This window comes from Bacillus sp. FDAARGOS_527 (genome assembly GCF_003812125.1).
GTDB lineage: Bacteria > Bacillota > Bacilli > Bacillales > Bacillaceae_G > Bacillus_A > Bacillus_A paranthracis.
Genome location: NZ_CP033795.1, coordinates 1,126,655 through 1,150,292, shown reverse-complemented (window position 1 = coordinate 1,150,292; position 23,638 = coordinate 1,126,655). Strand labels below are relative to the sequence as shown.

Here is a 23,638-nt window from a genome sequence, read left to right as displayed (position 1 = left end):
TTTTATAATACGCCCTCTTTAATTTTCAATTGTTGCGTTGCAAATTCACGATACATGTCATGTGTGCGTAACAATTCATCATGTGTACCACTACCTGTAAGATTCCCTTTTTCTATAAAGATAATTTTATCTGCATCTACTACAGTAGAAAGTCTATGTGCAATAACTAACGTTGTTCTGCCTTTCATTAAGTTATTTAATGCCTTTTGAACGACAGACTCTGATTTACTATCTAAACTAGAAGTTGCTTCATCTAACATAAGAATTTGTGGATTTCGAAGTAACGCTCGGGCAATAGCAATTCGCTGTCTTTGTCCTCCAGAAAGTTTCACACCACGTTCTCCAACTTCTGTTGCATATCCATTTGGCAAATCATGAATAAATGCATCCACATATGCCATCGCCGCTACTTTTTCAATTTCTTCATCTGTCACTTCTCCCTCAACGCCGTAACAAATGTTATCCCGAATCGTTCCATCAATTAACGGACTATCTTGTGAAACGTAACCAATTTGACGTCGCCATGACTGTAATGAATAGTTCGTAATTGTATCTTTCCCTAATTTAATAGCACCGCTAGTTGGCTCATAAAAACGTTCTAATAGTGAAAATAATGTCGTTTTCCCGCTACCACTTGGCCCTACGATCGCTGTTACTTTTCCTGATTCAATTGTGAAATCAATATTCTTTAACACTTGCTCTTCTTCGTTATACTCGAAATGTACATTTTCAAGAACAATTGGTTGCTTAGCATTTGTGACTTTCACACCAGTTTCATGGTCTTCTACTTCATATTCTAAAATTGTATTAATTCTTTCCGTTGCACCAATTGCCTTTTGGAATTGTGTAAAGAACATAGATAATTGACTCATCGGCATTATAATTTGAACTAAATATAAAATAAACGCTACTAGTTCCCCAGTTGTTAATGCACCGCTAGAAACTCGCATCCCACCATATCCTACGATAATAACAAGCAATGCCATTAAAACAAACGACATAACTGGTGAAATTAACGCTTGCACTTTTCCCTCTTTCAAACCAAATTGCAATAACTTCTCGATACCTTTATTTCCAGTTTCATATTCTCTTTTTTCTGTGTTCGAAGATTTCACTAAACGAATTTCTGATAATACTTGCGTTAGCACACTTGTAAAAGAAGCTGTTTCATCTTGAAGTGCTTTTGAAATCTTATACATTTTTCGTCCTAGTGGAACTAAGATCAGTACTGATAATGGAATAACCGTTAAAAGTAAAAGTGTCATTTTCCAATCTAAAACAAATAATACGATTAATGATCCGACAATTGAAATACCGCCTGTTAATAAATTTGACAAATGCTCAGAAATTAATGTCTTCACAACACCTGTATCATTTGTCATTCGGCTAATTGTATCGCCTGTTCTATTTTGATCATAATAAGATACTGGCAATATAAGTACCTTTTTCCACAAACGTTCTCTCAGTCCGGCTACAATCTTCTGCCCGATATAATTTAGTAAATATATAGATAATCCTGCAGCTATAGTTTGCATAATAAAGAATGCGACTAGCCCAACAATTTGTCCTGTACTAATTGACGAAAGTGAAAAATTATCTACTAATCCTTTTGTTAACATCGGAATAAATAAACTCGCTCCCGTAGAAAGCAAACTCATGAATAACGCAAAAACAAGAATCCCTTTCGGAGGATTTGTATCTTGAATAAGGCGTAAAAACTGCCTCCAACTCCCTTTTTTCTTTATTTCATTTCTAACTTCCATTTCTGTCATCTCCTCGTGTTAAACAAAACTGTTCTTTCTAAAAATAGAATACAATACGAATGTAAACTGAATGTAAACACACTTTTTCTGTTTTTACAAAATATACATAAAAACTCATCTTTACAACAGATATAAACATCTGATATTATTACCTGGTACTTAATATTATTCTATGTGAATGATAAATAACTAATTTACAATACTATATAAATCTCCAGTTATTGAAAGGAGTATCCTTTTTGCAAACAAATATACATTCTAAAAAGGAAACAATTATTTTTATTCATGGTTTAGTCGGCAATCGTCGTGCTTTCAAAAAAGAACATAAACGATTTTCCGCCTCTTACAACATTATCACTTATGACTTATTAGGTCACGGCGATGATAAAGGAGAAGCTATCGAATTTTCATTACAGCGTCTCGTTGATCAATTATTGAATTTATACGAAAAAGAAGGCATTCAAAAAGCTCATATTTGCGCTTTAAGCTACGGCTGCTATATCTCTACCATTTTTGCACAAATGCATCCAGAAAAAGTTTTGAGCATTTGTCATATTGGTGGACATTATAATAACCCTTCCCTTTTATATAACGTATTTCAAAAGTTTTGGGAGAAGCGAGGAGACGATTACTCTAAATGGCTCTCTCAATACGCAAATACCATTTTTCCAAGTGGCATACTAAAGGCAAGTCCGTTCGCAGTCATTTCAAGAAATATTTATTATCGGTTCGGATTGCAATTACATTCATCAATTATTGCTCAATCATTACGTCATCGGTTAGAATTCGATTTAAAATCTAAATTAAAATCACTTCCCCACCCTATTCTATGGGTAATGGGCGAACATGATCATCTCTATAAATCTTGTCTTTTTGATTTAAAGTCCATTCTTCCTAACGTTTTATATAAAGAAATACCGTTAGCAGGACATGCAGCAAACTTATTCCGCCCCAACTACTTTCATGATCTATACGCTCGATTTTTAAACGGGAAGTTACAGTAAAAACTATTACATCCCAATTTATTAAACTATAAAAAGGCTTCCCAAGTTTCCCTGGAAAGCCTTTTCTCTATACGAAAAGTATATAATTTACTTTTTCTTAGTATGCTTTTGTGTAACCTAATAGGTGCTTGCTCCAGTAAGAGTTACTTACAGAACTAATACGTACACCAGTTGCATCAGTTTCTGCACTAATGAACTGACCGTTTCCTAAGTAAACACCCATGTGAGAAGGACCTGATTTATAAGTGTTTTGGAAGTATACTAAATCACCTGGTTGTGGATTGCTAGTTTTTGTTTTAGAACTCCAGTATCCAGCAACTGTTTGACGAGCGCCTTTATGACCAGTTTGATTTAATACGTAGTGAATGAATCCACTGCAATCAAAACCAGCAGGTGTTGTACCAGCTGTTCTGTATGGTGAACCATTTAATGATCTAGCGAATCCAGCGATTGAAGATGTATCTCCACCAGTTGTTGGTTTTTGTACGTCTTTACCTGGTTGTTGAACGTTATTTGTAACGTTATTGTTATTTGTAACGTTGTTTACTCCGCCTTTTACAAACTTAACGAAGTCTGCACTTACGTAACCTGTGCGGCCGTTATGGTTAATTTTGTACCAACCATTTTCAGCGCCAGTAACGTTTAATACTGTACCGTTTGTTACACCACCGATTACAGCGTTGTATGTAGCTGGGCCTGTACGTACTTTTAAAGCACCAGTGTTAACAACATAAGAACCACCAGTTTGAACTGTAGTAGTATTGTTGTTTGTAGTTGGTTGTTGTGTTTGGTTAGATACAGCAGAACCACCTTTTGTTACGAAGTCTTTGCTTACGTATCCAGTTCCACCATTGAAGTTGATTTTAAACCAATCTTGTACTTCACCAACAACTTGTACTGTTTTACCTTTATTTACAGAGCCTAATACTGTATGAGATGTACTTGGGCCTGTACGTACGTTAAGTGAAGAAACGTTTACTGTGTAAGTACCAGTTCCTTGTTGAACAGTAGTTCCTGTTTTACCACCAGTCGTTACGAAGTCACCACTTACATAACCAGTTTGACCGTTTACAGTTACTTTGAACCAACCGTTTTCTTGTCCAATTACTTGTAGTACTTGACCTTGTTTTACTTTAGAAATAACGCTATGTCCTGTACCAGCACCTGAACGAACATTTAATACATCAGCAGTTACTGTGTATTTTAAGTCGGATTTTGTTTCTACAGTTTTTGTTTCAGTTACAGTCGTTTGTGTTTGAGTTTGTCCATTAATTTCTTTTAGCGCTTCGTTTGAAACTTGTGCATGAGCAGAATCCATACCTGGAACTGCAACACCTGCTACTGAAGCTACTGCTAAACCTGCAATTACTTTTTTCATAAGTTGTCTTTACTTCCTTTCCCTACTATCCTCTTAAAAAAAACTTATAAACTTAATACTTTACAATATTATCAAAGTAAAATATTCATTAAGTTCCATTTTTTAACAAGAGTTTTATTTTTCACACAGAGTTCATTTTAAACAAGCGAAGTGAAATCCGTGTGAACTTCATGTGAACTTTACCATTAAACTTACTCTTTTTGCAATGCTTTTTTTATATTTCTTATGTATTTTATTGAAAATTCGACATACCATTCATTATCTTAGTATATATTTTCTATCCACTTAAAAAAATTCTATTCATCTAACACAATGCAAAGAATGTATTTCCTAGTATAGCTCCTCCTATGAAGTATACTCTTATCATGACAAAAAACACTTTTTTTATCAATAGTATAATATTTTTAGAAAACTATTTTTGATACTATCTATCACTTTTAAAAGATTTGACGATTTGTAAGATTTAACTTCAAAAATTCTGTTCTAATTTGACGAAAGTACACATTCCGCTACCCATTTTTAACCGTCTATGGAATTTATAGGGTATTTATATTATCATATATATAGTAGCGTCTTAATCTATACACATTTTATTTACCCTACACGGAAAGCAATTGAATTTTAAGATGAGCGTTTTATTGCTTGCAAATAGTGGAATCAAAAGGGAGGTATATTTATGAATAACATAATAGATGATCCTATAAATAAAAATATAGAACTGTACTATGCTTTTTTTCAATTCGTTTCAATTATTACCTTACAAAAAATATCAACTATTGAAACACGTAAAAACGAATTAAAAAATCAGATGAAAAATTCCTATCAAAAAAATCCTTACTACTTATAAAAAGGTGAACAGGTTGTATCCCTGTTCACCTTTTTATAAGTAGCAAAACCCCGATTGGTTCAAATAATAATTAGTGGGGGATAAACAATCCCCCCACTCGTTCCTACATTATTTATAAATTTTTACACGGTTTTCTAAAGGCTGGTATTCTTTTTCACCTGCAGGTACAACCGGTTTACCAAACGGCATTTGCGCAATAAGCTTCCAATTTTCTGGAACTCCCCATTCTTTTCTCACTTCTTCATCAATTAATGGATTGTAATGTTGCAATGTAGCACCAAACCCTTCAATTTCCAAAGCTGTCCAAATTGCAAATTGTAACATTCCAGAGGATTGCTGAGACCAAATTGGAAAGTTCTCTTTGTATAATGCAAATTTTTCTTGCAGTTCTTCCACCACTTCACTATCTTCGAAGTATAGAACTGTTCCATAACCACTTTTAAATGCATTCATTTTTTCTTCCGTAGAAGCGAAGTTATTTTCAGGTACAATTTTTCGTAACGTTTCTTTCGTAATATCCCATAACTTATCGTGTTGTTCTCCAAGCAAGACGACAACGCGAGCACTCTGAGAGTTAAAAGCTGAAGGTGTATGTTTTACAGCATGATAAATCACTTCTTGAATTTTTTCATCAGAAACTACTTGTTCTTTACTAATTGCGTAAATAGATCTTCTGTCTTCAATTGCTGAGTAAAAATCTTTTGCCATCATAATTCCCTCCAATTTTCATTTGAGGCTTTTTCCTATGTACACATCATATGCCCCTCAAAACTTATCATTAATAAGTTTCTAACTTTATAATATAAACAAACAATAATAAACTCAAATAATAACACTCACATTTTTTACCTTTTTACTTTATTAGTGCTAAAAAATAAAAGGCAATTTGTTGTTACCGATAGTACGTAACAACAAATTGCCTTTCTTATATGATGATCCAACTCAGTATTTCACTTAATTAACTAAGCCAAATGCATAAGACATTAGCTTATTCGTCTCTGTAAAACGCTTTGTTTTACCTTTTGTCCCCATAACAACTGTAATAATACGAGTATCACCTTGTTTTGCTGTACCCGTAAAACAATACCCTGCGCTATCTGTAAATCCTGTTTTTAATCCGTCTATTCCTTCTATATATAAAGCTTTATTATTTTTGTTTAACATATCATTTGTACTTATAACATTAATATTATTAAATGCTAACTGACTTTGACGTAAGTGAGTCACTTCTAATATTTCTGGGTAATCTTTTATAAGATGATACGCCAAGTTTGCTACATCACCAGCCGTCATTTTTGTTTCACTTCCATCGGGCTCTTGTAATCCAGAAGCATTTGCAAATTTAGCATGTTCCGACATTTTTAACTGTTTCGCTTTTGCATTCATAAGCTGAACGAAATCTTTCTCCGATTTTGCCATATGTTCTGCTAAAGCCACAGCTGAATTATTAGCTGACTCAATCATTAATGCATGATATAAATCTTTAACAGTTAATGTGTCATTAACTTGTACTGGGATTCTCGCTCCCTCTGTTTGTGCCGCTTTCGCACTCATTTTCACCGGATCTTCCCAGCGAACTTTCCCATTATGTACATTTTCTAATAGAAGATATGCTGTCATCATCTTAGACATACTTGCTGGCGCAAAAGCCTCATTTTCATTATGTTGATAAATAATATCTCCATTACTCGCATCAATAATCATAGCTGCTTTTGCATCAATTTCCGGTGGTATGTACTTTGGTGGGACTACTTTTTCAACTAATCCTGTTTTAGGTAGTTCTGCCACTTGTAAAGGTTGTCCCTCTATACTTGTTGCACTCTTTTGAGTTCCTTGGAATAAGAACCAACATATCCCTAAAACAATGACTAATAGGACTGTCAGCCTTCCCCATTTTAACCGCTTCATTTCAAAACTCCTTTAACAAACCTTTTATACACTCACATTTAACCATAACAACTTTCCCTTTATATCGTCAAGGTAAAAAGCATATTTATTCATCTACAGCAATTATTATTTCAATGCATGTATGTTACAATAACAATACCGAAATATAAGAATATTCAATGATAAACCTTATGAATAAAACTATTAATAGAAGGGATTCATACAAATGCCACTTCCAAAATCATTAAAATACGGAGACACAATTGGGATTTACTCACCTTCTTCTCCAGTAACCTACACTTCTCCTAAAAGATTTGAACGAGCGAAATCTTACTTACAACAGAAAGGATTTCATATATTAGAAGGTTCACTAACAGGTCGATATGATTATTATCGTTCGGGTAGTATACAAGAGCGTGCTGAGGAACTAAATGCTTTAATAAGAAACCCTAATGTTTCTTGTATCATGTCAACAATTGGTGGCATGAATTCAAATTCCTTATTGCCTTATATTGATTATGATGCTTTTCTAAATAACCCTAAAATAATGATTGGGTATTCAGATGCAACAAATAAAACGATACATATTGTAGAACCTTGGAAAAAATGAATACATGGCTTTTATTGTTTTACAATAAAAGCCATGATACTATATAATTTGGAATGTGAAAGATTAAACTAAATACGTTCCAATATCTATCATTAGAAAAATTAGGTATAAATATTATATTTATATGCAAAAGAGAGTGAATAAATGAAACCAACTATTAAAAATTACTTATTTTTACATGTAGCTTTTTTGATATATTCTATCATTATGGTTTACATGAAATGGGCAGCTAAATTTCCCATTGCTTCCATCTCATTTTTTATTGCTTATTTCGGACTAGTTATACTTTTATTTGGATATGCAATTTTATGGCAACAAGTAATTAAACATTTCGAAATATCAAAAGCATATTCACATCGCGGGATTATTATACTATGGTCAATGCTTTGGTCAGTATTTCTATTTGGAGATACGATTCAGTGGAATCATTTACTTGGTGCAGCTATTATTATCGTCGGAATTGTGGTGGTGACAAAAGATGAATAGTTATATGTTATTATTTATTTTCGGGATAATTTTAGCTAATTACTCACAAATATTATTAAAAAAAGCTACTTTGCAACAATACGATTCTAGAATAAAAGAATATGTGAATCCTTATGTTATTATCGGCTACTCTTTATTTGTAATTAACGCTGGATTAAATGTTATCGCCATGAAGGGCATGGCATTAAAACAAGCATCAGCATTAGAATCCTTAAGTTATATCATCATATTAATTTTCGGTTGGTATTTCCTAGGAGAAAAAATAACGAAACGTAAACTCATCGGCAACATGATTATTATCGTTGGTGTAATCGTTTATTGTATCCAATAGTAAAAGGCTCCGTTTATCACAAACGGAGCCTTTTACTATTGACCTAAATTTTGCACCTTCTCTTTCAAATCTCGAACTTGATCTACCGTCTGCATAAGCTCCGAGTTTTTAAACTCTTCTACATTCACTTTCCCTTCTTCTATCTTTGTCATTGCCGTATCAATTAACGTATTTAACTTTTCGTTATATCCGACGATTTGCTGATGAAGATCCTTTGCTACATCAGGCGGTGTTAATTCATTGAAAGCGGGTATATCTTGTTTAATTTCACTAAGCTTCGCTTCTAATTCTTTTCGAGCTTCACTATCATTAACAGCCTTTTCAGCTAATGCTGGTGCATCATTTGCAAACGCACTTATTTCATTTATATAGTCTGTCGCTTTTTGAGCATAATCTATGGAGTTCTTTCCTTGTTCTACTAGTGAACATCCCATTAAACCAATTGTAACTATAAATACTACTAAAGTTGATTTTATTTTCATTTTAGGCTCCCTTCGTCTTTATAATTGTCTGTAAGTTTCTCTATCCTAACTTCTAGCTACATTACTTATAACCTTTTTTCAAATAGCTATTTACCCTCTTACATGCCCGATTACTGTTACAACATCTACTTCTATATGTATGCTAATAATATCTTCAATTATATCCGTATATCCTTGTCCTATAGCTGTTCCATAGTGTAATGTAAGCCCCTTCTTTTCATACACTGACTTTGGTACTGAAAAAATAAATCTCCTCAAATTTCTTTCATCAGCCGGTTCCATAATTAAAACAATCCCATCCTCATCAAACATATACGCTCGCCCTCCAACTTTACATTCACTATGGCTCAGTATTGCCTTGGTCAGCAAAATTTAAAACATAATAAGTTAAGATACACACTCTGCTGCACCATAAAAATAAAAAACATTCATTCTTTTTGTTAAGAATGAATGTTTTTTAAAAAATCAATTTCTAACTCTAGCATCTTTCTTTGACGAGGTTTTATTTTTCTTACGGGAACTCCAGCATAAATATACCAATCTTCTAAACTCTCTTTCACCATACTCATCGCACCGACTGCCGTACCTTCTCCTATAGTTACATTTGGAAAAATAATAGAATCAGCACCAATAATCGCATGTTTTTTAAAAATAACTTTTTCTGTTTCCACATTCCTATATTGATTCGGGACAGTTGGCCCCATTAAAGTATTTCCACTGAAATCATCAAGTACCGCATATACTAAGGTTTTAGCTGAGATATTTGCAAAGTCATGCATTTCAATCCCAACTTCCCCTCCATATAACGCTGTATACGCTGATATATGCGAATAACTTCCAATTGTAATTTTGCCACTTAAAATGCAAAAATCATCAATCCTTACATGATTACCTACTGATATAACACCTGGATTATATATACTTGCTTTTTTACTAATCAATACATTCTTCCCAATTGATAAAAATCCAATTTTCTTTAGCTCTTCTTGACTATAAAAACTATTCATCTGCCAACACCGCCCTCTGACCTAAACATCTTACAATTTGTTCTACTATTTCTTTCGTCATTCCTTCCCATAAAGGTAAACTTACTATTCGTTTTGCTATTTTATTCGTTGTTGTTAAATCTGTAGACTTATAATTTTTAAAAAGAACTTGTTGATGGCAAGAGGGCGAAAAGTATAATCTAGCTTCTATTTTCTGTTTTTTCAGGTCTTCTATTACTTGTTTGTTGCGAACTTCTTCTGGACAAAGAATAGGCATAAATTGCTGAATAACTGCTTCTGTCTTTTGGAGTTGCCACCCTTTTTTTATGAATCCATTACTTTGTAACAATTGTTTATACCATTCAGAAATACGGGTGCGTTCTTTTAATTTGTCATCCCATTTTTTCATAGTTGCAATCCCAATAGCGGCTGCATATTCAGACATTTTACAATTAAACCCCATCATCGTACATTCACGGTTTGTATCAAATCCGAAATTACCCATCCTTTTAATACATTGTATATCTTCTTCGTTTTTACTATATATAAGCCCTCCTTCACCAATCCCAAAAGGCTTTGTTGCATGAAAACTATATACGATCATTCCACTAAAACCCTGTCCATAATGCACACTTCCATTCATTAATCCGAATCCCGGTGCCGCATCTACGACAACCGGAACACCCCTCTTTTCTAATTCTTCATATTCTTCTAAGTTCATCCATGATCCAAACGTTGCGTACGGGACAACAATCGCAACCTCTTCTTTTAATTCTTCAATCTTATCCAAAAGTACTGTTTTATCCATATACCAATCATCTATTGAAATATCAATAAAATAAGGTTCCAATCCACACCAAATAGCTGCTAATGGAGTCGCAGGGAATGTAAAACTAGGCATGAGGGCATACTTTCCTTTTTTTCTTTTCTTAAGTTGAATGGCCGCCATTAACCCTAACGTTGCGTTTGCTACTGTTGTAACAGCTCCCCTGTTCTGAAAAAATCCCGACATAATTGTTTGTTCAAAACGTTGATTTATAGGTCCGTAATTCGTATATATGTGAGATGTATCAATTTCCTTCAATTCATCCAAATACTCAATTACAGGTACAGTTGAAGCACGTAAAAAAGGAATATTCTCCATATCTATCTATTCCTTCCTATCATTTTCGGACAATATAGAGCATATCTGTTTCAGATAAGCCAAATTTCCTAGCACTTTTCATCCCTTGTTTTTCAGCTATGTTATATAATTCCACCTTAAATCCCGCATTCATTAATCGTTGAATGAACCCTGATTGATTATAAATTCTCACATGATCTTCTTGACCAAAAGCTAATTTCCTCAATTGTGGAGTTACAATTAATTCATTCTCTATAATAGAATCCACATTCATTACGATGGGTACTTGAATAATTCCCCATCCATTTGGTTTTAAAACCCTATATAACTCTTGCATTGCTTTGCCATCATCAAGAACATGTTCTAATACGTGGCTGCATAAAATTACATCAAAAGTATTACTATCATATGTAATGCTTGTAACATCAATTTCCTTCATTAATGGATCCTTTGGCTCTAAATCCCCACATACATACGTAATATTTTTATACTCGTTAAACCAATCTCTTACATTCGCTTCAGGTGCAATATGAAGCATAGTATATTTTCTACTTAACAAGTCCGTTTCCGTTTCAATGTACACACGATACAACCTTTCACGATCCATCGAACTACAAACTGGACATATCCCTGTATCTTTATTCCACATCTCAAATTTATATTTTGGAAAATCATAATCTGCCGGCCAAGGTGAAAATTTTTCAAATTGTTGATTGCAATATTGACAATAACAACATTCTTTCTCAAACATATGGGCAACTAGTTTGTTTAACCCCTTTTTAATCTTTTCATTATAAATTTGATCTAGTTCTCCATTTCTTACTGCATCCTTAACTATAAATCCCGCATTCTCTAAACAATAGGATAAGCTCTCTTTATAATCTCTTTCAGAACTTAAAAACCCACTATTATATGCATCAATAATTAATTCAATCCATTCTTCAATTGTCATTAAAATAAAATGCATTTGTTTTTGATTTTGTCCACTATGTTGTCTAAAATAACTAAGAGGTTCTTGTATATAAACTACTTTTCCTTTCCTCATCATGTCTAGCCAAGTTGCAATGTCATTAATAGCAGAATAAGCCTTCCCTTTAAAATACCCAAACTTCCCTTCAAACAATTCCCGATTAAACAAAACAGTTGTCGGCTCACCAACTACATTTTTCAAATTTTTTAACATATAATTCCCTAATTCTTTTCCTTCAAAAAGCATAGTTTCTTTCGCGATTTTCATATTTAATGTTGAAGGTGGTAATATCTCTCCATTCTCATCAATTAGTTCACGATAAGACGTCACAAATGAAATATTTTCTAACGTCAAAAAGTATTTCATCATTCTCTCAATCTTTTCATGATGAAATAAGTCATCATCTAATAAAAAGTTTATATAATCCCCGTTCGCAAGTTCTATACACTTATTAAAGTTTTCAGCAACTAACGGCGTTTCATTTTTAACATATGTAATACACTCATATTCACGTAAATACGGTTGAATCATCGCATTGACTTCATTATTTGTACTGTCGTCAGAAATAATAATTTCAATATTTTCATATGTTTGATTCAGAGCACTATTAAGCGCCAATTCCAAGTAATACGGTCTATTGTACGCAGGAATAAGTATACTTACTTTCGGTAAAGGAGAATTATTATTTATATATTGTTTTTTCTTTTCTATGTTTATTTTCTTTTCTTTAATTTTTTGATAATAGTCTAATGTATATAATATTGATGACGGAACTATACTTCTTGCATATTCTAGAAAATTAGTTATCGCTTCATCTAACTCTTTTTCGTTAGATAAGAAACCATATTTTTCTCCAGCTATAATACTATGTGAAAAATCTTCTAATCCATCCATCATTTTATTAGATTCATTTAACTGTTGATCTGGATGTAATCGAAAGTAACTCAGTGTCTCTGCTATATATACTGCTTTTCCTTTACTTAATAAAGATAACCATGAAGCTATATCTACGTTACAAAGATACCTCCTCTTATCAAAAATCCCATACGGTTCTTGTAAATCATTTTTACGAAATAAAACTGTTGTCGGTTCTCCAATATAATTTTTTTGATCCACAATTACCCTATTTGCTAATTCTGTTCCCTCTATAATCGTATCCTCTTCAAATAAACGGACAGTTGAATAAATATGTCGTAGTTCTTTCCCTTTTTCATCAATTACTTGACGATGAGATGTTACAAGCTTAATTTCATTATCTAAATCATTGAAAAAACACTTTATCATTTTTTCAATTTTATCCACATGAAAGATATCATCATCCATTAAAAAATTTATATACTCACCGTTCGCTTCATGAAATAACATGAGTGCATTTTCAAATTGTCCGAGAGTTGAACTGTTTTTTATATAAATAATATTTGAATGATCACATAAGTATTTTTGTAACACCTTTTCTGTTTCGTCATTCGTACTATCATCTCCAACTATAATTTCTATATTAGGGTACGTTTGTTCCAGCACACTACATAACGCCTCTTCAAAAAAGCGAGGACGATTATATGTAGGAATTAATACACTTACCAACGGAAGTTGATCTACCACCTCTTCAGTTCTTTCAATACGAGTTTTCATTTTACTCTCTCACCTCTTCGCATATTATTTATATACGCGACACAAAAATCACATCACTTTAACCGAATAGAGCCTATATACTTTTATGCAGATATGAAACGAAATATCATACTTTTCGTTCCTGAATAAACATATTTAATAACATGGACATTTTATTTGCACCTTTTTTATTCAAATGATCACTATCATAAAAATCTTCATCACAAAATAATGGTGAATCAAATAAATCTATAATTTCAAAAGAATATTGAGCATGAAAGTCGTTTATAACTTTATAAAAATCTTCTTTTAATTTCTTACTACTACAATTGAAATAATGTGAAGTAACAGGGAATACAACAATTAGTGGTTTTATATCATGTTTTAAAAGTAATTCTAAATATGTTTTAAAAATTGTTTTATTTTCAACTAAAGTATGAGGATATGACAATTTAGCATGTGAAGCTGCTCTTATTTTTCCGTGTTCTTCAAAAGGAATGTGAAGAGGAGTGATATTCCATTCAGCATTTATCCAAGGCAATATCAATGATTCATCTGTTAGTTCGTCTAATAAAATATATTCAAAATGAAAATTAAAAATAGAAAAAAGTGGTTTCGGGGTATCTAGATGTGAGAATCCATCAGTGGATAGAGGAGAATGAACTACAGTATGATGGCCGTCTTGAAACAATGGATAATATACTTTGTGAATTCTATATGATTCAGATGATAACGACATGTCAAAGTAAAACGAGAAATAAGCTATTCCTATCAAACAATATTGAAAGGAATGATCGTTTGATAGTAGTTGTGATGCTATTAAATAATCATAGTATAGATCTTGCGATGGAAGTGTTAATTTTATTGACTTTTTTGAGAGGAACTCCGTACTTATACCACAATGCGGATAAGACAAGCCCGTTGCAAACAATTCATACGTCGGATCACTCTTTGCTTTTTTCATAGAAATGTATAAAGACATAAGATCCGGATTTATTTGATAGATAGAAATTAATTTATTCTTCCATTCATACATGTATTTTGTTAAATTAATAATTTTTGTACTTTGCACGCCCCTGTTTATCAATTCAATTGTAAGTTTTTCTGCGTCCACTCTCCAAATGATTATATATTGAAAAGAATTTTCTATTTGAACAATGGCTGAAACGTCTACAACATGAACGATTGTTTTACATTTATTTTTGTCTAATGCATTTTGAATCTTCCCCCTTGATAATTCATCACTTAAAACAATAATTTTATACTGCTCCTTCATATATATCCCCTCCATTATATGTATAATATGAAATTCATTTTTCATTCGTAACGATCATATACATTTGCCAGCCATCATAAAAAAGAATAGAATATTCATTTCAAAACAAAAAAATAGCTCCACCATTAGGCGTAGCTATTTTTCCATTACATACTTAATAAAGTGAAGCTTTAATCAGTGGGGGGTTTCTTCATCGCCCACTGATTATTAGTTGAACCAATCGGACTTTAATGGGCAGCCCGCCCCCCACCTAACTTCTTTGCTTTCACTGCATTTTAAGGTGGGGGTCTTACTGCCCATTAAAGTCGGATAAAACTATATTCCTTTGTCTAACTCATAAAGCATACGATACTTTTCATTTTCTTTCAGAAGTTGTTCATGACTACCTTGCATCACAATTTGACCACGATCAAGGAATATTACTTCATCAACATGCTCCATTCCTACAAGATGGTGCGTAATCCAAATTACTGTCTTTTCTTCCGTTGCAGAAAACATTGTTTCTATTAAAGATAATTCTGTCTTTGGATCTAAGCCGATTGTAGGTTCATCTAGTACAATGATTGGTGCTTCTTGCATTAGCGTTCTAGCAAAAGCAACCCGTTGTCTTTCCCCGCCAGAAAACCTTTTCCCCATCTCATGCATTTTTGTTTGTAATCTATCTGGAAGAGAAGCAACATGCGAAGCTAATTGTGCTTTCTCTAAAGCATTCCATATCTCTTCATCTGTTGCCTCTGGTTTGCCGATTCGCACATTATTCCCAATTGTCGTATCGAATAAATGCGGCTTTTGATTCAATACAGAAATATATTTTGATAAAAGATTCGTGTGAGCATGTTCACTATTCAATAAAACTTCACCCTGTAATGGGCTTAGTGCACCTGTTAACAATTTTAACAAAGTAGATTTTCCAGTTCCGCTTCTTCCTAAAATGGCGATTTTTTTTCCTGCTTTTATTTGTAATGATACGTCTTTCAATACAAATTCATTGCTATCTGGGTAACTATACGATACATGATTTAATTCAATGTCTATATGTTTTGGTGCAACATAATCTTTATCTCTAGGTAATTCCTTTTCATCCTGTAAAACACCATTACCTTCTACTTGATTGAGACGATGAGCGGATTCTACATATGATGGAATTCGATCGATAGCATCTGACAGAGGAATTAACGCGTTTGTGACAGATAACGTCATTAAGACGAAAGCCGCAATAACGGTAGGAGCAATCTGTTCACTCGCCGCCTCATTTCCAGTCCATATAATCATTGAAATAACTACAATACCCACTACTAATTGAATAATACTGTCCCGAATATGATTCCAGCGCTTCATTCTTTTTTCCGTTTTTAACAACTGAGCATTTTGATCTACATACTTATCAATGAATTCATCTTTTCTACCACTTGCTTGCCAATCAGATAATCCAAAAACAGCATCTGTTAGTTGTTGGTACAAACGGTTTCTTCCTTGCTTTAAAGTAACATGATGTTTCTTCATTAAAAGTAATGATATAAATGGAAGAAGAAAAACGATAATAGCCAACATACATGCTGCAATAAGTGCAAACACTACGTCAAATGTACCGATAACAAGTACGAATATGCTATATACAACTAATGCTAATATGCTAGGAAATATTGTACGTAAATATAGGTTTTGTAAATGCTCTATATCTTCGGATAATACGCCTAACATATCGCCCGTTTGAAATCGTGAACGGAAAAATAACGCCTGTGGTTCTACTATCCCATATAGTTTCGTTCTCATCTTTTCTAATATGCGTAATACAACATCGTGTCCAACTAAACGCTCTACATAATGAAATACCGCTTGTCCTATACTAAACGCACGTGTTGCAACGATAGGAACATATACAGCCATTACATTTTCTGGTCTAAGAGCAGATTTAGAGATTAAATAACCTGAAATGAAAAGTAGCATCGCACCTGAACTAACTCCAAGAAGACCAAGGAAAATAGTTACAGTCATTCTACCTTTATTTTGCTGTATATACGGTTTAATCCAGTTACTCATCTCTATCCCCTCTCTTTCCTGCGAAAATGTAATGCTTCATTCTTTACAAGTTCTTCATACGTTCCGCTTTCTATCATTTTCCCTTTATTTAAAATAAGAATATGATCCATCTGTTTCATCCAGTGAAGACGATGTGTTGCAAGAAATACTAACTTACCTTCAAACAGACGTAACATCGCTTGCTTTATTTCAAATTCAGTTTCAATATCAAGATGTGCTGTAGGCTCGTCTAATAAAATAATTGGCTTTTTGCTTAAAAGGGCTCGCGCCATTGCGACACGTTGTTCTTGTCCGCCACTAAGCATACGCCCACCTTCTCCAATTCTTTCATACATTCCATTTGGAAGCGATGTAACGAGTGAACGAAGACCGACTTCATTCATAACTCTTTCCACTTCTTCATCCGTTGTATTTGTTTCATAGAAACAAATGTTATCTTTTAATGAAAGCGGGAAAATATAAGGTTGCTGCGGAATATAAGCAATATTCTTTTGCCACTCTTCACGAGTAGCCCCGTCAATTTCCACACCATTTACAATCATATTTCCAGCTGAAGGAGTTAAAAACCCTGCTAATACGTCGATTAACGTTGATTTCCCTGCTCCACTTTCACCAATTACACCTATAGCGCCAGTTCCTTTCCAAGTAAAATCAATTTCCTCTAATATAGCTTTTTCAGATTCATCATTCTTTACTTTTACATCTTGTAATTTCAAGTTACTAGTTGAATTCCATATTAAGTCTACATTAGATTCTTTCTTCCCTATTTCTTTTTGTTGCTGTAAAATCTCTTCTATTTGCTCCATTGCAAGTTGTCCATCTAACGTAGCATGATAATTTGCTCCAACTTGTTTAATCGGCAAGAAATATTCCGGAGCTAAAATTAAAATCGTAAGGGCTGGTAATAGTACAATTGTCCCATCTATTAAACGTATCCCTAATCCGACCGCCACAAATGCAATTGATAAACTCGTAAAGAAATCTAATGCAAAAGAAGAAAGAAAAGCAACTCGCAAAGTACGCATCGTTGCTTTTCTATATCTTTTACTTACTTTTTCAATCTTTCCTTCGTGTTGTTTACTTTGACCTAAATACTTTAATGTTTCTAATCCTTTTAACGTATCTACAAAATGATTAGAAAGAACACGATATGTTTCATATTGGCTATCCGCCATTTTCTGCGCTGCTAATCCTAGTAGGATCATAAAAATAATTACGATAGGAATCGTTACAACTAAAATGATTCCCGACTCAATATCTAGTGTAAAAACATATAGTACAATTAGTCCCGGTACGATACTACTTCTAATCATTTTAGGAATTGTTAGTTCAATATATGTTTTAAATTTCTCAATACCCTCTATCGATAAGGTAACCAGATGACCTGTTCCAGCGGTTTGAACATACCGTGGACCTAATGTGAAATACGCCTCTATTAATTGTTTTCTCAATAGCGATCCTGTTTTTTCAGCGAAACGTTCTACTAATATTTGTGACATTCGAACTAGCAAATGACGTACTGCAAACGTGATTCCGAAATAAACCGTTTCATTTAACACAGATTGCACCGCTTCTCCCTGAAATAAAAACGTAATAGCTCGCGCTAAAAACACTGTTTGTGCAATAATACTAAAAGCTTCTAAAATGCTAATGATTGTTAACACTACATATAAAACTCGGCTACCAGGATACGACGGAAGTCCTCTTTTTCTTTTCATTAGTACTCCAAATCTTTATCTGACTTAACAGGTTGTCTAAACACATAGAAACTCCATATTTGACTTCCCAATACAAATGGCAATATAGCAATTGAAAAATACGTCATCAGTTTTAGTGCATAATCTCCTGATGCTGCATTATAAATTGTTAAATCGTATATTGACCCTAACGAACTAATTAAGACACGTGGGAACATGCCGGCAAACACACTCGCACTTAGTAAAATGATTGTTAAACTTGTCATAAAGAAAGCCCAACCATCTCTTCTTCTTTTATTTAATAATGTTGACACACATAATGCTACAAAAGCTCCAATCGGAACCATAATCCATTCTGTACCATGACCAGTGAAAATATCTGTTTTCCATAACCCTACACCAGCAAAAATAAGAAGCGCTATAATTGCAAGTGGTGCAATTTTCAGTGCAGCAATACGTGCACGTTCTCTTAACTTACCAGTTGTACGTATTGTAAGGAATTGCAAGCCGTGAACAATACATAGCAGAAGGAACATAACTCCTCCAAGTAATGCAAAGGGATGAAGTAATTGTAAGAATCCACCTACAGCATTTTTCGTCTCATCAATTGGAATACCTACCATAAAGTTAGCAATGGCAACTCCCCAAAGGATAGGCGGTAGTAAACTTCCTAAAAACATACCCCAATCCCAAAAGCCTTTCCATTTATGATTATCTATTTTCGCACGGAATTTAAAGGAAACACCTCTAATAATTAAAGCAAGAAGCATAAATACAAACGGAATGTAAAACCCACTAAATAAAGTTGCATACCAATGCGGGAATGCCGCAAACATAGCGCCACCAGCACAAACAAGCCATACTTCATTCGCGTGCCAAAATGGACCAATTGTATTTAAGTAAATCCTTTTCTCTAAATCGTTTTCTCCTAAAAACCTTGAAACTATACCTACACCGAAATCGAAACCTTCAAGTACAAAGAAGCCTACGAATAAAATTGCAATAATGATAAACCACAACTCATTAAGAGATAACATACTCATCCTCCTTATCAAATGGATCATGGCTTTGAGAATCTTGTTTCGTTTTCTTATTCTCATGTCCTTTAATAATACGAACGAATAAGTAAACTGTAATTCCACCTATAATTAAATATAATGATGTGAACGAAACTAAAGAGAATAGCACTTCTCCGAACGTAACATTTGGAGATACAGCATCTTCCGTTTTCATAACACCGAAAACTACCCAAGGTTGACGTCCCATTTCAGTCATAATCCATCCTACTGTATTACCGATAAACGGTAGTGAAATTGCATACACCATTAATTTTAAATACCAAGTTTTTTCAGCTAAACGATCTTTTCTTGATAAGAACCATCCGTACGCTCCTAGAAGAAGCATAAATGTTCCACTCATTACCATCGCTCTAAAGCTCCAGAACATCGTGTGTACTGGTGGAATATAATCTCCAGGCCCATATTTTTCTTCATATTGCTTTTGAATTTGATTCATCCCTTCTACTTGACCACTAAATTTATCATATGATAATAGACTTAGCATATACGGGATTTGAATTTCAAACGAATTTTCTTTCTTCTCTGCATCAATTTTCGCAAATACTGTAAATGGCGCTGGATCTTCACTCGTATTCCATAACGCTTCAGCTGCTGCCATTTTCATTGGGTGTGTCTTAATTAATTGTTGTGCTTGCGCATGACCGAAGAATAATACAAGCGCAGTTGTAAGTGTTCCAACAATGATAGAAATGCGGAACGATTTTTTAAACACTTCAGTTTCTTGAGCTTTCGTTATTTTCCATGCACTCACACCTGCAATAAAGAATGCACCCGTTGCAATTGCCGCTGTAATTGTATGCGGGAATTGCACCCATAATTGTGGGTTTTGGATAATTGCTAAGAAATCATTCATTTGTGCACGTCCATCTGCTGCCATTTCATATCCTACTGGCGATTGCATAAATGCACTTGCAGTTAAAATCCAAAATGCTGATAACATTGTTCCAATTGAAAGGAGCCAAATACATAAAAGGTGAATGCGCTTCGGTAATTTGTCCTCACCGAATACCCATAAACCTAAAAATGTAGACTCAATGAAAAATGCTAATAAACCTTCAATCGCAAGTGATGGACCAAACACATCACCTACGAAACGTGAATAGGTTGACCAGTTCATACCAAACTGGAATTCTTGTAGAATACCAGTTACTACACCTACCGCAAAGTTAACAAGGAATATTTGTGTCCAAAACTTCGTCATCTTCTTATAAATTTCTTGTCCCTTTACCACATATAACGTTTGCATTAACGCAATGATAAAAGCTAAACCAATAGACAGCGGAACAAAAAAGTAATGGAAAATCGTTGTTGATGCGAATTGTATTCGTGCCAATTCGAGCGTTTCCATACTACAATCACTTCCTTCATAATTTTTTATATCGTAATTTCAATTGAGTTGTATGAATAAAACAACTCAAATCTTAGAAATATAGAAAGATAAATTTGTTTATGTACTTTTAGAAAATATAAATTTTCAGTTTTCAAGATAATTACAAAAGAACTTTCTCATAAAATTTACCTTTTCACTATTTCAGTAGTGTTTTATTCGTTAATCGAATTGTATAATATACCTGCATAGTAAATTCAGCTGATTTTTGACGTATTATTGACATCATTTTGTCTGAAATATGTCTTTTGGTATTTTTTTGAATTAGATTTTTCTCATCGATAAAATGTGTTTTTTTAATATGAGACTTATCTTTGCATCAATAAAATAATCGTTTCTCTCTTTATACACTTGACTTTTCTACGGAAAAATGTCCTATTAACCAATGGATAATTTCGTTATTTTTTTGTCAAGAGAAAAATGTATTTCTAAAATTCAAACACGAAATAATGTTATTCAAAAATAGAAAATGTACTCCCTCTTTCTAGACTAAAAATTCATTTTATTGTCATTTTTTCAAACTAAATTCATACATAAAAAAATACCGAGAATCGATTAGACTCTCGGTATTTTTTAAATTATTTTGCTGTATGTTTTCTAATAGCCGGTAAAATTTCAGTAGCAATTAATTCGATGTTTTTCTCAATTTTATCAAACGGTACACCACCAAAATCAATTTCTGCCATAAAACGTTGTTGCCCAAACAATTCATATTGGTAAAGCATTTTTTCGATAATTTGTTGCGGGCTACCAACCATTAACGCGTCACGGTAATCTATTGCATTTGTAAATTGTTGTTTCGGATACCCGCCACCGCGTAGCGTAAGCATACCAGCATTAATGTGAGGGTAGTATTCACTAAGTGCATCTTGTGAATTTTTCGCTGTATAAAATAAACTCGTTGTTGCAACTGGCAAACTTGCTGGATTGAATCCACTTTGCTCAGCCGCCTCACGGTAAGCATCTACTGACCCTTTAAAGTTAATAGCTGGACCACCTAGTGTTGTTATCATCATTGGTACACCTGCACGTCCTGCTTTAATCGCACTAGCTGGTGGGCCACCAACTGCACGCCAAATTGGTAAGTTATTATTTTTAGCTCTTGGAATAACCGCTGCATGCGCAAGCGGTGCTCTGAACTGTCCATTCCATGTTACATGTTCCTCTTTATTAATTTTTAATAAAAGTTCCATCTTCTCTTCAAATAACTCTTCATAATCATTTACATCATAACCAAGTAAGCTATATCCCCCAATACGCGATCCACGGCCAGCCACAATTTCTGCACGTCCACTAGAAATCAAATCAAGTGTAGCAAAGTCCTCGTATACTCGTACCGGATCAGATGTACTTATTATCGATGCTGAACTTGCAATTTTTATATTTTTCGTAGCTTGTGCAATAGCCCCTAAAATCACTGTATGAGCTTGCGTTGTAAAGTGCGTTTGATGACTTTCACCGACAGCAAATACATCAAGTCCCGCTTCATCCGCTAACTTTGCTGTTTCAATTAATTCATGAATTCTTTGTTCAGCACTAATTTTCTCTCCGTTATGTGGATTTAAAACATGATCCCCAATTGAATATAATCCAAATTCCATTCCTTTACTTGTATCCATACGGTATTTTTCCATCATTACTCTCTCCTTTAATGAAGTGCTATTAGTTTCTCTTTTAAAAACGTTTGTAAGTCAAATGTTTTTCCCTATTGTTTACAACTTCACTTGATTAGTCAATTGATAATGTAAAAAAAAATTACTCTTGCGGTAATTCTTTTTTTTCACTATGCTTATGAACCTTTGTCATTAGCTCGTATAACATTTTCTGTTCCTCTTCATTTAATACGTCATCAAAAAACGATGATTGAAATGCAAGTTGCTCTGGCAATGCTTTCTCTAAGGCAGCTTCCCCTTGCTCTGTCAGACTAATTGTTTTCGTTTTCCAATCTTGTTTTCGTACAATATATCCTTCTTTTTCAAGACGCGTTAACATTCGAGAAATACCGCCTTGTGTAACAGTTACCTTTTCAGCTAATTCCATTTGTGTTAGTGGTTGATACGTACGTATTTGCAAAAGCACATCAAATTGAGCAGTCGTTAAATCAAATCGTTTTAAAAACTCATTTGACATCTGATTACTTTGGTTCGTAAATCGTATTAAACGTAACCATATTAATGATCCTATCGTATTATCACGCATGTTTGATCACTTCCTATCGTGAATCTTACTATCACTTTACTACGCAAGTGATAAAAAAGCAAGAGGAAAAGTGAAAAATATCTCATTATTGTATTGTATAAATAACGATAAGAAAGAATTCATGTTTAAATGAATTCTTTCTTATCGTTATTCTTAACTTTCCATTTCATTCATTGCTATATGTAAAGCCGCCACAGCTTTTGGCCAACCAACGTAAAAAGCCATATGTGTTATTAATGCAACCAACTCATTCTCCATAATCCCATTTTGTTTAGCTAGCTTCAGATGAAATGGTAATTGTTCTGTATTACCGAGACTGATTAGTGCTGACACAGTACATAAACTTCTTTCTCTTAATGTTAAAGTGTCATCTCGCCACACTTCCTCGAACAATATTTTTTCACTATAATGAGCAAATGCAGGTGCCTTTTCTCTCATTTTCTCTTGAATACAATATTCAATGGATTCATTCATCATTTCAC

At 33.6% G+C, this 23,638-nt stretch carries 22 protein-coding genes; 5 read left to right on the top strand and 17 right to left on the bottom strand.

The window, feature by feature from the left end; genetic code table 11:
• Nucleotides 1-2 precede the first annotated feature (2 nt).
• Nucleotides 3-1,763 carry an ABC transporter ATP-binding protein gene (locus tag EGX95_RS08255; RefSeq protein WP_000453859.1) on the bottom strand — a complete coding sequence of 587 codons (1,761 nt, stop codon included), beginning with the start codon at nt 1,761-1,763 and terminating at the stop codon, nt 3-5.
• A gap of 239 nt (nt 1,764-2,002) precedes the next feature.
• Here EGX95_RS08255 and EGX95_RS08250 point away from each other — a divergent pair, with 239 nt between their 5' ends.
• Nucleotides 2,003-2,767 (top strand): alpha/beta fold hydrolase, encoded by a 765-nt coding sequence (locus EGX95_RS08250; protein WP_001194312.1) that lies wholly within the window; start codon nt 2,003-2,005, stop codon nt 2,765-2,767.
• A 97-nt stretch (nt 2,768-2,864) separates the two neighbouring features.
• Here EGX95_RS08250 and entFM read toward each other — a convergent pair whose 3' ends face one another.
• Nucleotides 2,865-4,145 carry an enterotoxin EntFM gene (entFM, locus tag EGX95_RS08245; protein WP_000755553.1) on the bottom strand — a complete coding sequence of 427 codons (1,281 nt, stop codon included), beginning with the start codon at nt 4,143-4,145 and terminating at the stop codon, nt 2,865-2,867.
• Between the two features lie 676 nt (nt 4,146-4,821).
• Between entFM and EGX95_RS08240 the strand changes: the two genes are divergently transcribed.
• Entirely contained in the window at nt 4,822-4,992 is a 171-nt protein-coding gene (locus tag EGX95_RS08240) for a hypothetical protein (RefSeq protein ID WP_001059583.1), read from the top strand.
• Nucleotides 4,993-5,100: 108 nt separating this feature from the next.
• Here the strand turns inward: EGX95_RS08240 and EGX95_RS08235 are convergent, their stop codons facing one another.
• On the bottom strand, nt 5,101-5,703 hold the full coding sequence (locus tag EGX95_RS08235; protein WP_001993708.1) for a nitroreductase family protein: 603 nt from the start codon (nt 5,701-5,703) through the stop codon (nt 5,101-5,103).
• 243 nt (nt 5,704-5,946) lie between these two features.
• Complete coding sequence (locus tag EGX95_RS08230) at nt 5,947-6,900, bottom strand: D-alanyl-D-alanine carboxypeptidase family protein (RefSeq protein WP_000825886.1); 954 nt, start codon at nt 6,898-6,900, stop codon at nt 5,947-5,949.
• A gap of 205 nt (nt 6,901-7,105) precedes the next feature.
• On the opposite strand from EGX95_RS08230, the gene EGX95_RS08225 reads away from it, so the two are divergent.
• The 3 genes from EGX95_RS08225 to EGX95_RS08215 all read left to right on the top strand — a co-directional run bounded on the left by EGX95_RS08225 (nt 7,106) and on the right by EGX95_RS08215 (nt 8,306).
• Nucleotides 7,106-7,489: an LD-carboxypeptidase gene (locus EGX95_RS08225; RefSeq protein ID WP_001130819.1), complete on the top strand. Its 384-nt coding sequence runs from the start codon at nt 7,106-7,108 to the stop codon at nt 7,487-7,489.
• Nucleotides 7,490-7,633: 144 nt separating this feature from the next.
• Nucleotides 7,634-7,975: an EamA family transporter gene (locus tag EGX95_RS08220; RefSeq protein ID WP_000805122.1), complete on the top strand. Its 342-nt coding sequence runs from the start codon at nt 7,634-7,636 to the stop codon at nt 7,973-7,975.
• Entirely contained in the window at nt 7,968-8,306 is a 339-nt protein-coding gene (locus EGX95_RS08215; RefSeq protein WP_001089868.1) for an EamA family transporter, read from the top strand. Before EGX95_RS08220 ends, EGX95_RS08215 begins: the two co-directional genes overlap by 8 nt.
• Before the next feature lie 35 nt (nt 8,307-8,341).
• Here the strand turns inward: EGX95_RS08215 and EGX95_RS08210 are convergent, their stop codons facing one another.
• From EGX95_RS08210 to EGX95_RS08150, 13 genes are all read right to left on the bottom strand, one after another.
• A complete protein-coding gene (locus tag EGX95_RS08210) occupies nt 8,342-8,788 on the bottom strand; it encodes a DUF6376 family protein (RefSeq protein WP_000695301.1) in 447 nt (148 codons plus the stop codon).
• Between the two features lie 90 nt (nt 8,789-8,878).
• Nucleotides 8,879-9,100: a hypothetical protein gene (locus EGX95_RS08205; protein WP_000459103.1), complete on the bottom strand. Its 222-nt coding sequence runs from the start codon at nt 9,098-9,100 to the stop codon at nt 8,879-8,881.
• Between the two features lie 128 nt (nt 9,101-9,228).
• On the bottom strand, nt 9,229-9,795 hold the full coding sequence (locus EGX95_RS08200) for an acyltransferase (protein ID WP_001084170.1): 567 nt from the start codon (nt 9,793-9,795) through the stop codon (nt 9,229-9,231).
• Nucleotides 9,788-10,918, bottom strand: coding sequence for a DegT/DnrJ/EryC1/StrS aminotransferase family protein (locus EGX95_RS08195; protein WP_000427957.1), 1,131 nt, complete (start codon nt 10,916-10,918; stop codon nt 9,788-9,790). Before EGX95_RS08195 ends, EGX95_RS08200 begins: the two co-directional genes overlap by 8 nt.
• A 19-nt stretch (nt 10,919-10,937) precedes the next feature.
• Nucleotides 10,938-13,499: a glycosyltransferase gene (locus EGX95_RS08190; protein WP_000857385.1), complete on the bottom strand. Its 2,562-nt coding sequence runs from the start codon at nt 13,497-13,499 to the stop codon at nt 10,938-10,940.
• A gap of 106 nt (nt 13,500-13,605) precedes the next feature.
• Nucleotides 13,606-14,754: a hypothetical protein gene (locus EGX95_RS08185; protein ID WP_000664273.1), complete on the bottom strand. Its 1,149-nt coding sequence runs from the start codon at nt 14,752-14,754 to the stop codon at nt 13,606-13,608.
• Between the two features lie 315 nt (nt 14,755-15,069).
• Nucleotides 15,070-16,794, bottom strand: coding sequence for a thiol reductant ABC exporter subunit CydC (gene cydC, locus EGX95_RS08180; protein ID WP_000073481.1), 1,725 nt, complete (start codon nt 16,792-16,794; stop codon nt 15,070-15,072).
• Nucleotides 16,795-16,796: 2 nt separating this feature from the next.
• Nucleotides 16,797-18,512, bottom strand: a complete 1,716-nt coding sequence (gene cydD / locus EGX95_RS08175; RefSeq protein ID WP_000824070.1) for a thiol reductant ABC exporter subunit CydD — start codon at nt 18,510-18,512, stop codon at nt 16,797-16,799.
• Nucleotides 18,512-19,528 carry a cytochrome d ubiquinol oxidase subunit II gene (cydB, locus tag EGX95_RS08170; RefSeq protein ID WP_000950062.1) on the bottom strand — a complete coding sequence of 339 codons (1,017 nt, stop codon included), beginning with the start codon at nt 19,526-19,528 and terminating at the stop codon, nt 18,512-18,514. The genes cydD and cydB overlap by 1 nt, the downstream gene beginning before the upstream one ends.
• Nucleotides 19,515-20,918: a cytochrome ubiquinol oxidase subunit I gene (gene cydA, locus EGX95_RS08165; RefSeq protein ID WP_000448883.1), complete on the bottom strand. Its 1,404-nt coding sequence runs from the start codon at nt 20,916-20,918 to the stop codon at nt 19,515-19,517. The genes cydB and cydA overlap by 14 nt, the downstream gene beginning before the upstream one ends.
• Nucleotides 20,919-21,535: 617 nt before the next feature.
• The gene (locus EGX95_RS08160; protein ID WP_000417576.1) at nt 21,536-22,591 is read right to left on the bottom strand and encodes an LLM class flavin-dependent oxidoreductase; all 1,056 of its coding nucleotides are present in this window, start codon (nt 22,589-22,591) and stop codon (nt 21,536-21,538) included.
• A 121-nt stretch (nt 22,592-22,712) separates the two neighbouring features.
• Entirely contained in the window at nt 22,713-23,156 is a 444-nt protein-coding gene (locus tag EGX95_RS08155) for a MarR family winged helix-turn-helix transcriptional regulator (RefSeq protein ID WP_001205518.1), read from the bottom strand.
• 153 nt (nt 23,157-23,309) lie between these two features.
• Nucleotides 23,310-23,633 carry a carboxymuconolactone decarboxylase family protein gene (locus tag EGX95_RS08150; RefSeq protein ID WP_000980845.1) on the bottom strand — a complete coding sequence of 108 codons (324 nt, stop codon included), beginning with the start codon at nt 23,631-23,633 and terminating at the stop codon, nt 23,310-23,312.
• Nucleotides 23,634-23,638 lie beyond the last annotated feature (5 nt).

Bases quoted from the DNA above. Each gene is read 5' to 3' on its own strand.
- EGX95_RS08215 (WP_001089868.1), top strand. From the start codon at position 7,968: ATGAATAGTTATATGTTATTATTTATTTTCGGGATAATTTTAGCTAAT.
- EGX95_RS08235 (WP_001993708.1), bottom strand. From the start codon at position 5,703: ATGATGGCAAAAGATTTTTACTCAGCAATTGAAGACAGAAGATCTATT.
- EGX95_RS08240 (WP_001059583.1), top strand. From the start codon at position 4,822: ATGAATAACATAATAGATGATCCTATAAATAAAAATATAGAACTGTAC.
- EGX95_RS08225 (WP_001130819.1), top strand. From the start codon at position 7,106: ATGCCACTTCCAAAATCATTAAAATACGGAGACACAATTGGGATTTAC.
- EGX95_RS08155 (WP_001205518.1), bottom strand. From the start codon at position 23,156: ATGCGTGATAATACGATAGGATCATTAATATGGTTACGTTTAATACGA.
- cydC (WP_000073481.1), bottom strand. From the start codon at position 16,794: ATGAGTAACTGGATTAAACCGTATATACAGCAAAATAAAGGTAGAATG.
- EGX95_RS08220 (WP_000805122.1), top strand. From the start codon at position 7,634: ATGAAACCAACTATTAAAAATTACTTATTTTTACATGTAGCTTTTTTG.
- EGX95_RS08230 (WP_000825886.1), bottom strand. From the start codon at position 6,900: ATGAAGCGGTTAAAATGGGGAAGGCTGACAGTCCTATTAGTCATTGTT.
- cydB (WP_000950062.1), bottom strand. From the start codon at position 19,528: ATGTTATCTCTTAATGAGTTGTGGTTTATCATTATTGCAATTTTATTC.
- EGX95_RS08255 (WP_000453859.1), bottom strand. From the start codon at position 1,763: ATGGAAGTTAGAAATGAAATAAAGAAAAAAGGGAGTTGGAGGCAGTTT.
- cydA (WP_000448883.1), bottom strand. From the start codon at position 20,918: ATGGAAACGCTCGAATTGGCACGAATACAATTCGCATCAACAACGATT.
- EGX95_RS08200 (WP_001084170.1), bottom strand. From the start codon at position 9,795: ATGAATAGTTTTTATAGTCAAGAAGAGCTAAAGAAAATTGGATTTTTA.
- EGX95_RS08210 (WP_000695301.1), bottom strand. From the start codon at position 8,788: ATGAAAATAAAATCAACTTTAGTAGTATTTATAGTTACAATTGGTTTA.
- EGX95_RS08205 (WP_000459103.1), bottom strand. From the start codon at position 9,100: ATGTTTGATGAGGATGGGATTGTTTTAATTATGGAACCGGCTGATGAA.
- EGX95_RS08150 (WP_000980845.1), bottom strand. From the start codon at position 23,633: ATGATGAATGAATCCATTGAATATTGTATTCAAGAGAAAATGAGAGAA.
- EGX95_RS08160 (WP_000417576.1), bottom strand. From the start codon at position 22,591: ATGGAAAAATACCGTATGGATACAAGTAAAGGAATGGAATTTGGATTA.
- EGX95_RS08185 (WP_000664273.1), bottom strand. From the start codon at position 14,754: ATGAAGGAGCAGTATAAAATTATTGTTTTAAGTGATGAATTATCAAGG.
- EGX95_RS08195 (WP_000427957.1), bottom strand. From the start codon at position 10,918: ATGGAGAATATTCCTTTTTTACGTGCTTCAACTGTACCTGTAATTGAG.
- entFM (WP_000755553.1), bottom strand. From the start codon at position 4,145: ATGAAAAAAGTAATTGCAGGTTTAGCAGTAGCTTCAGTAGCAGGTGTT.
- EGX95_RS08190 (WP_000857385.1), bottom strand. From the start codon at position 13,499: ATGAAAACTCGTATTGAAAGAACTGAAGAGGTGGTAGATCAACTTCCG.
- cydD (WP_000824070.1), bottom strand. From the start codon at position 18,512: ATGAAAAGAAAAAGAGGACTTCCGTCGTATCCTGGTAGCCGAGTTTTA.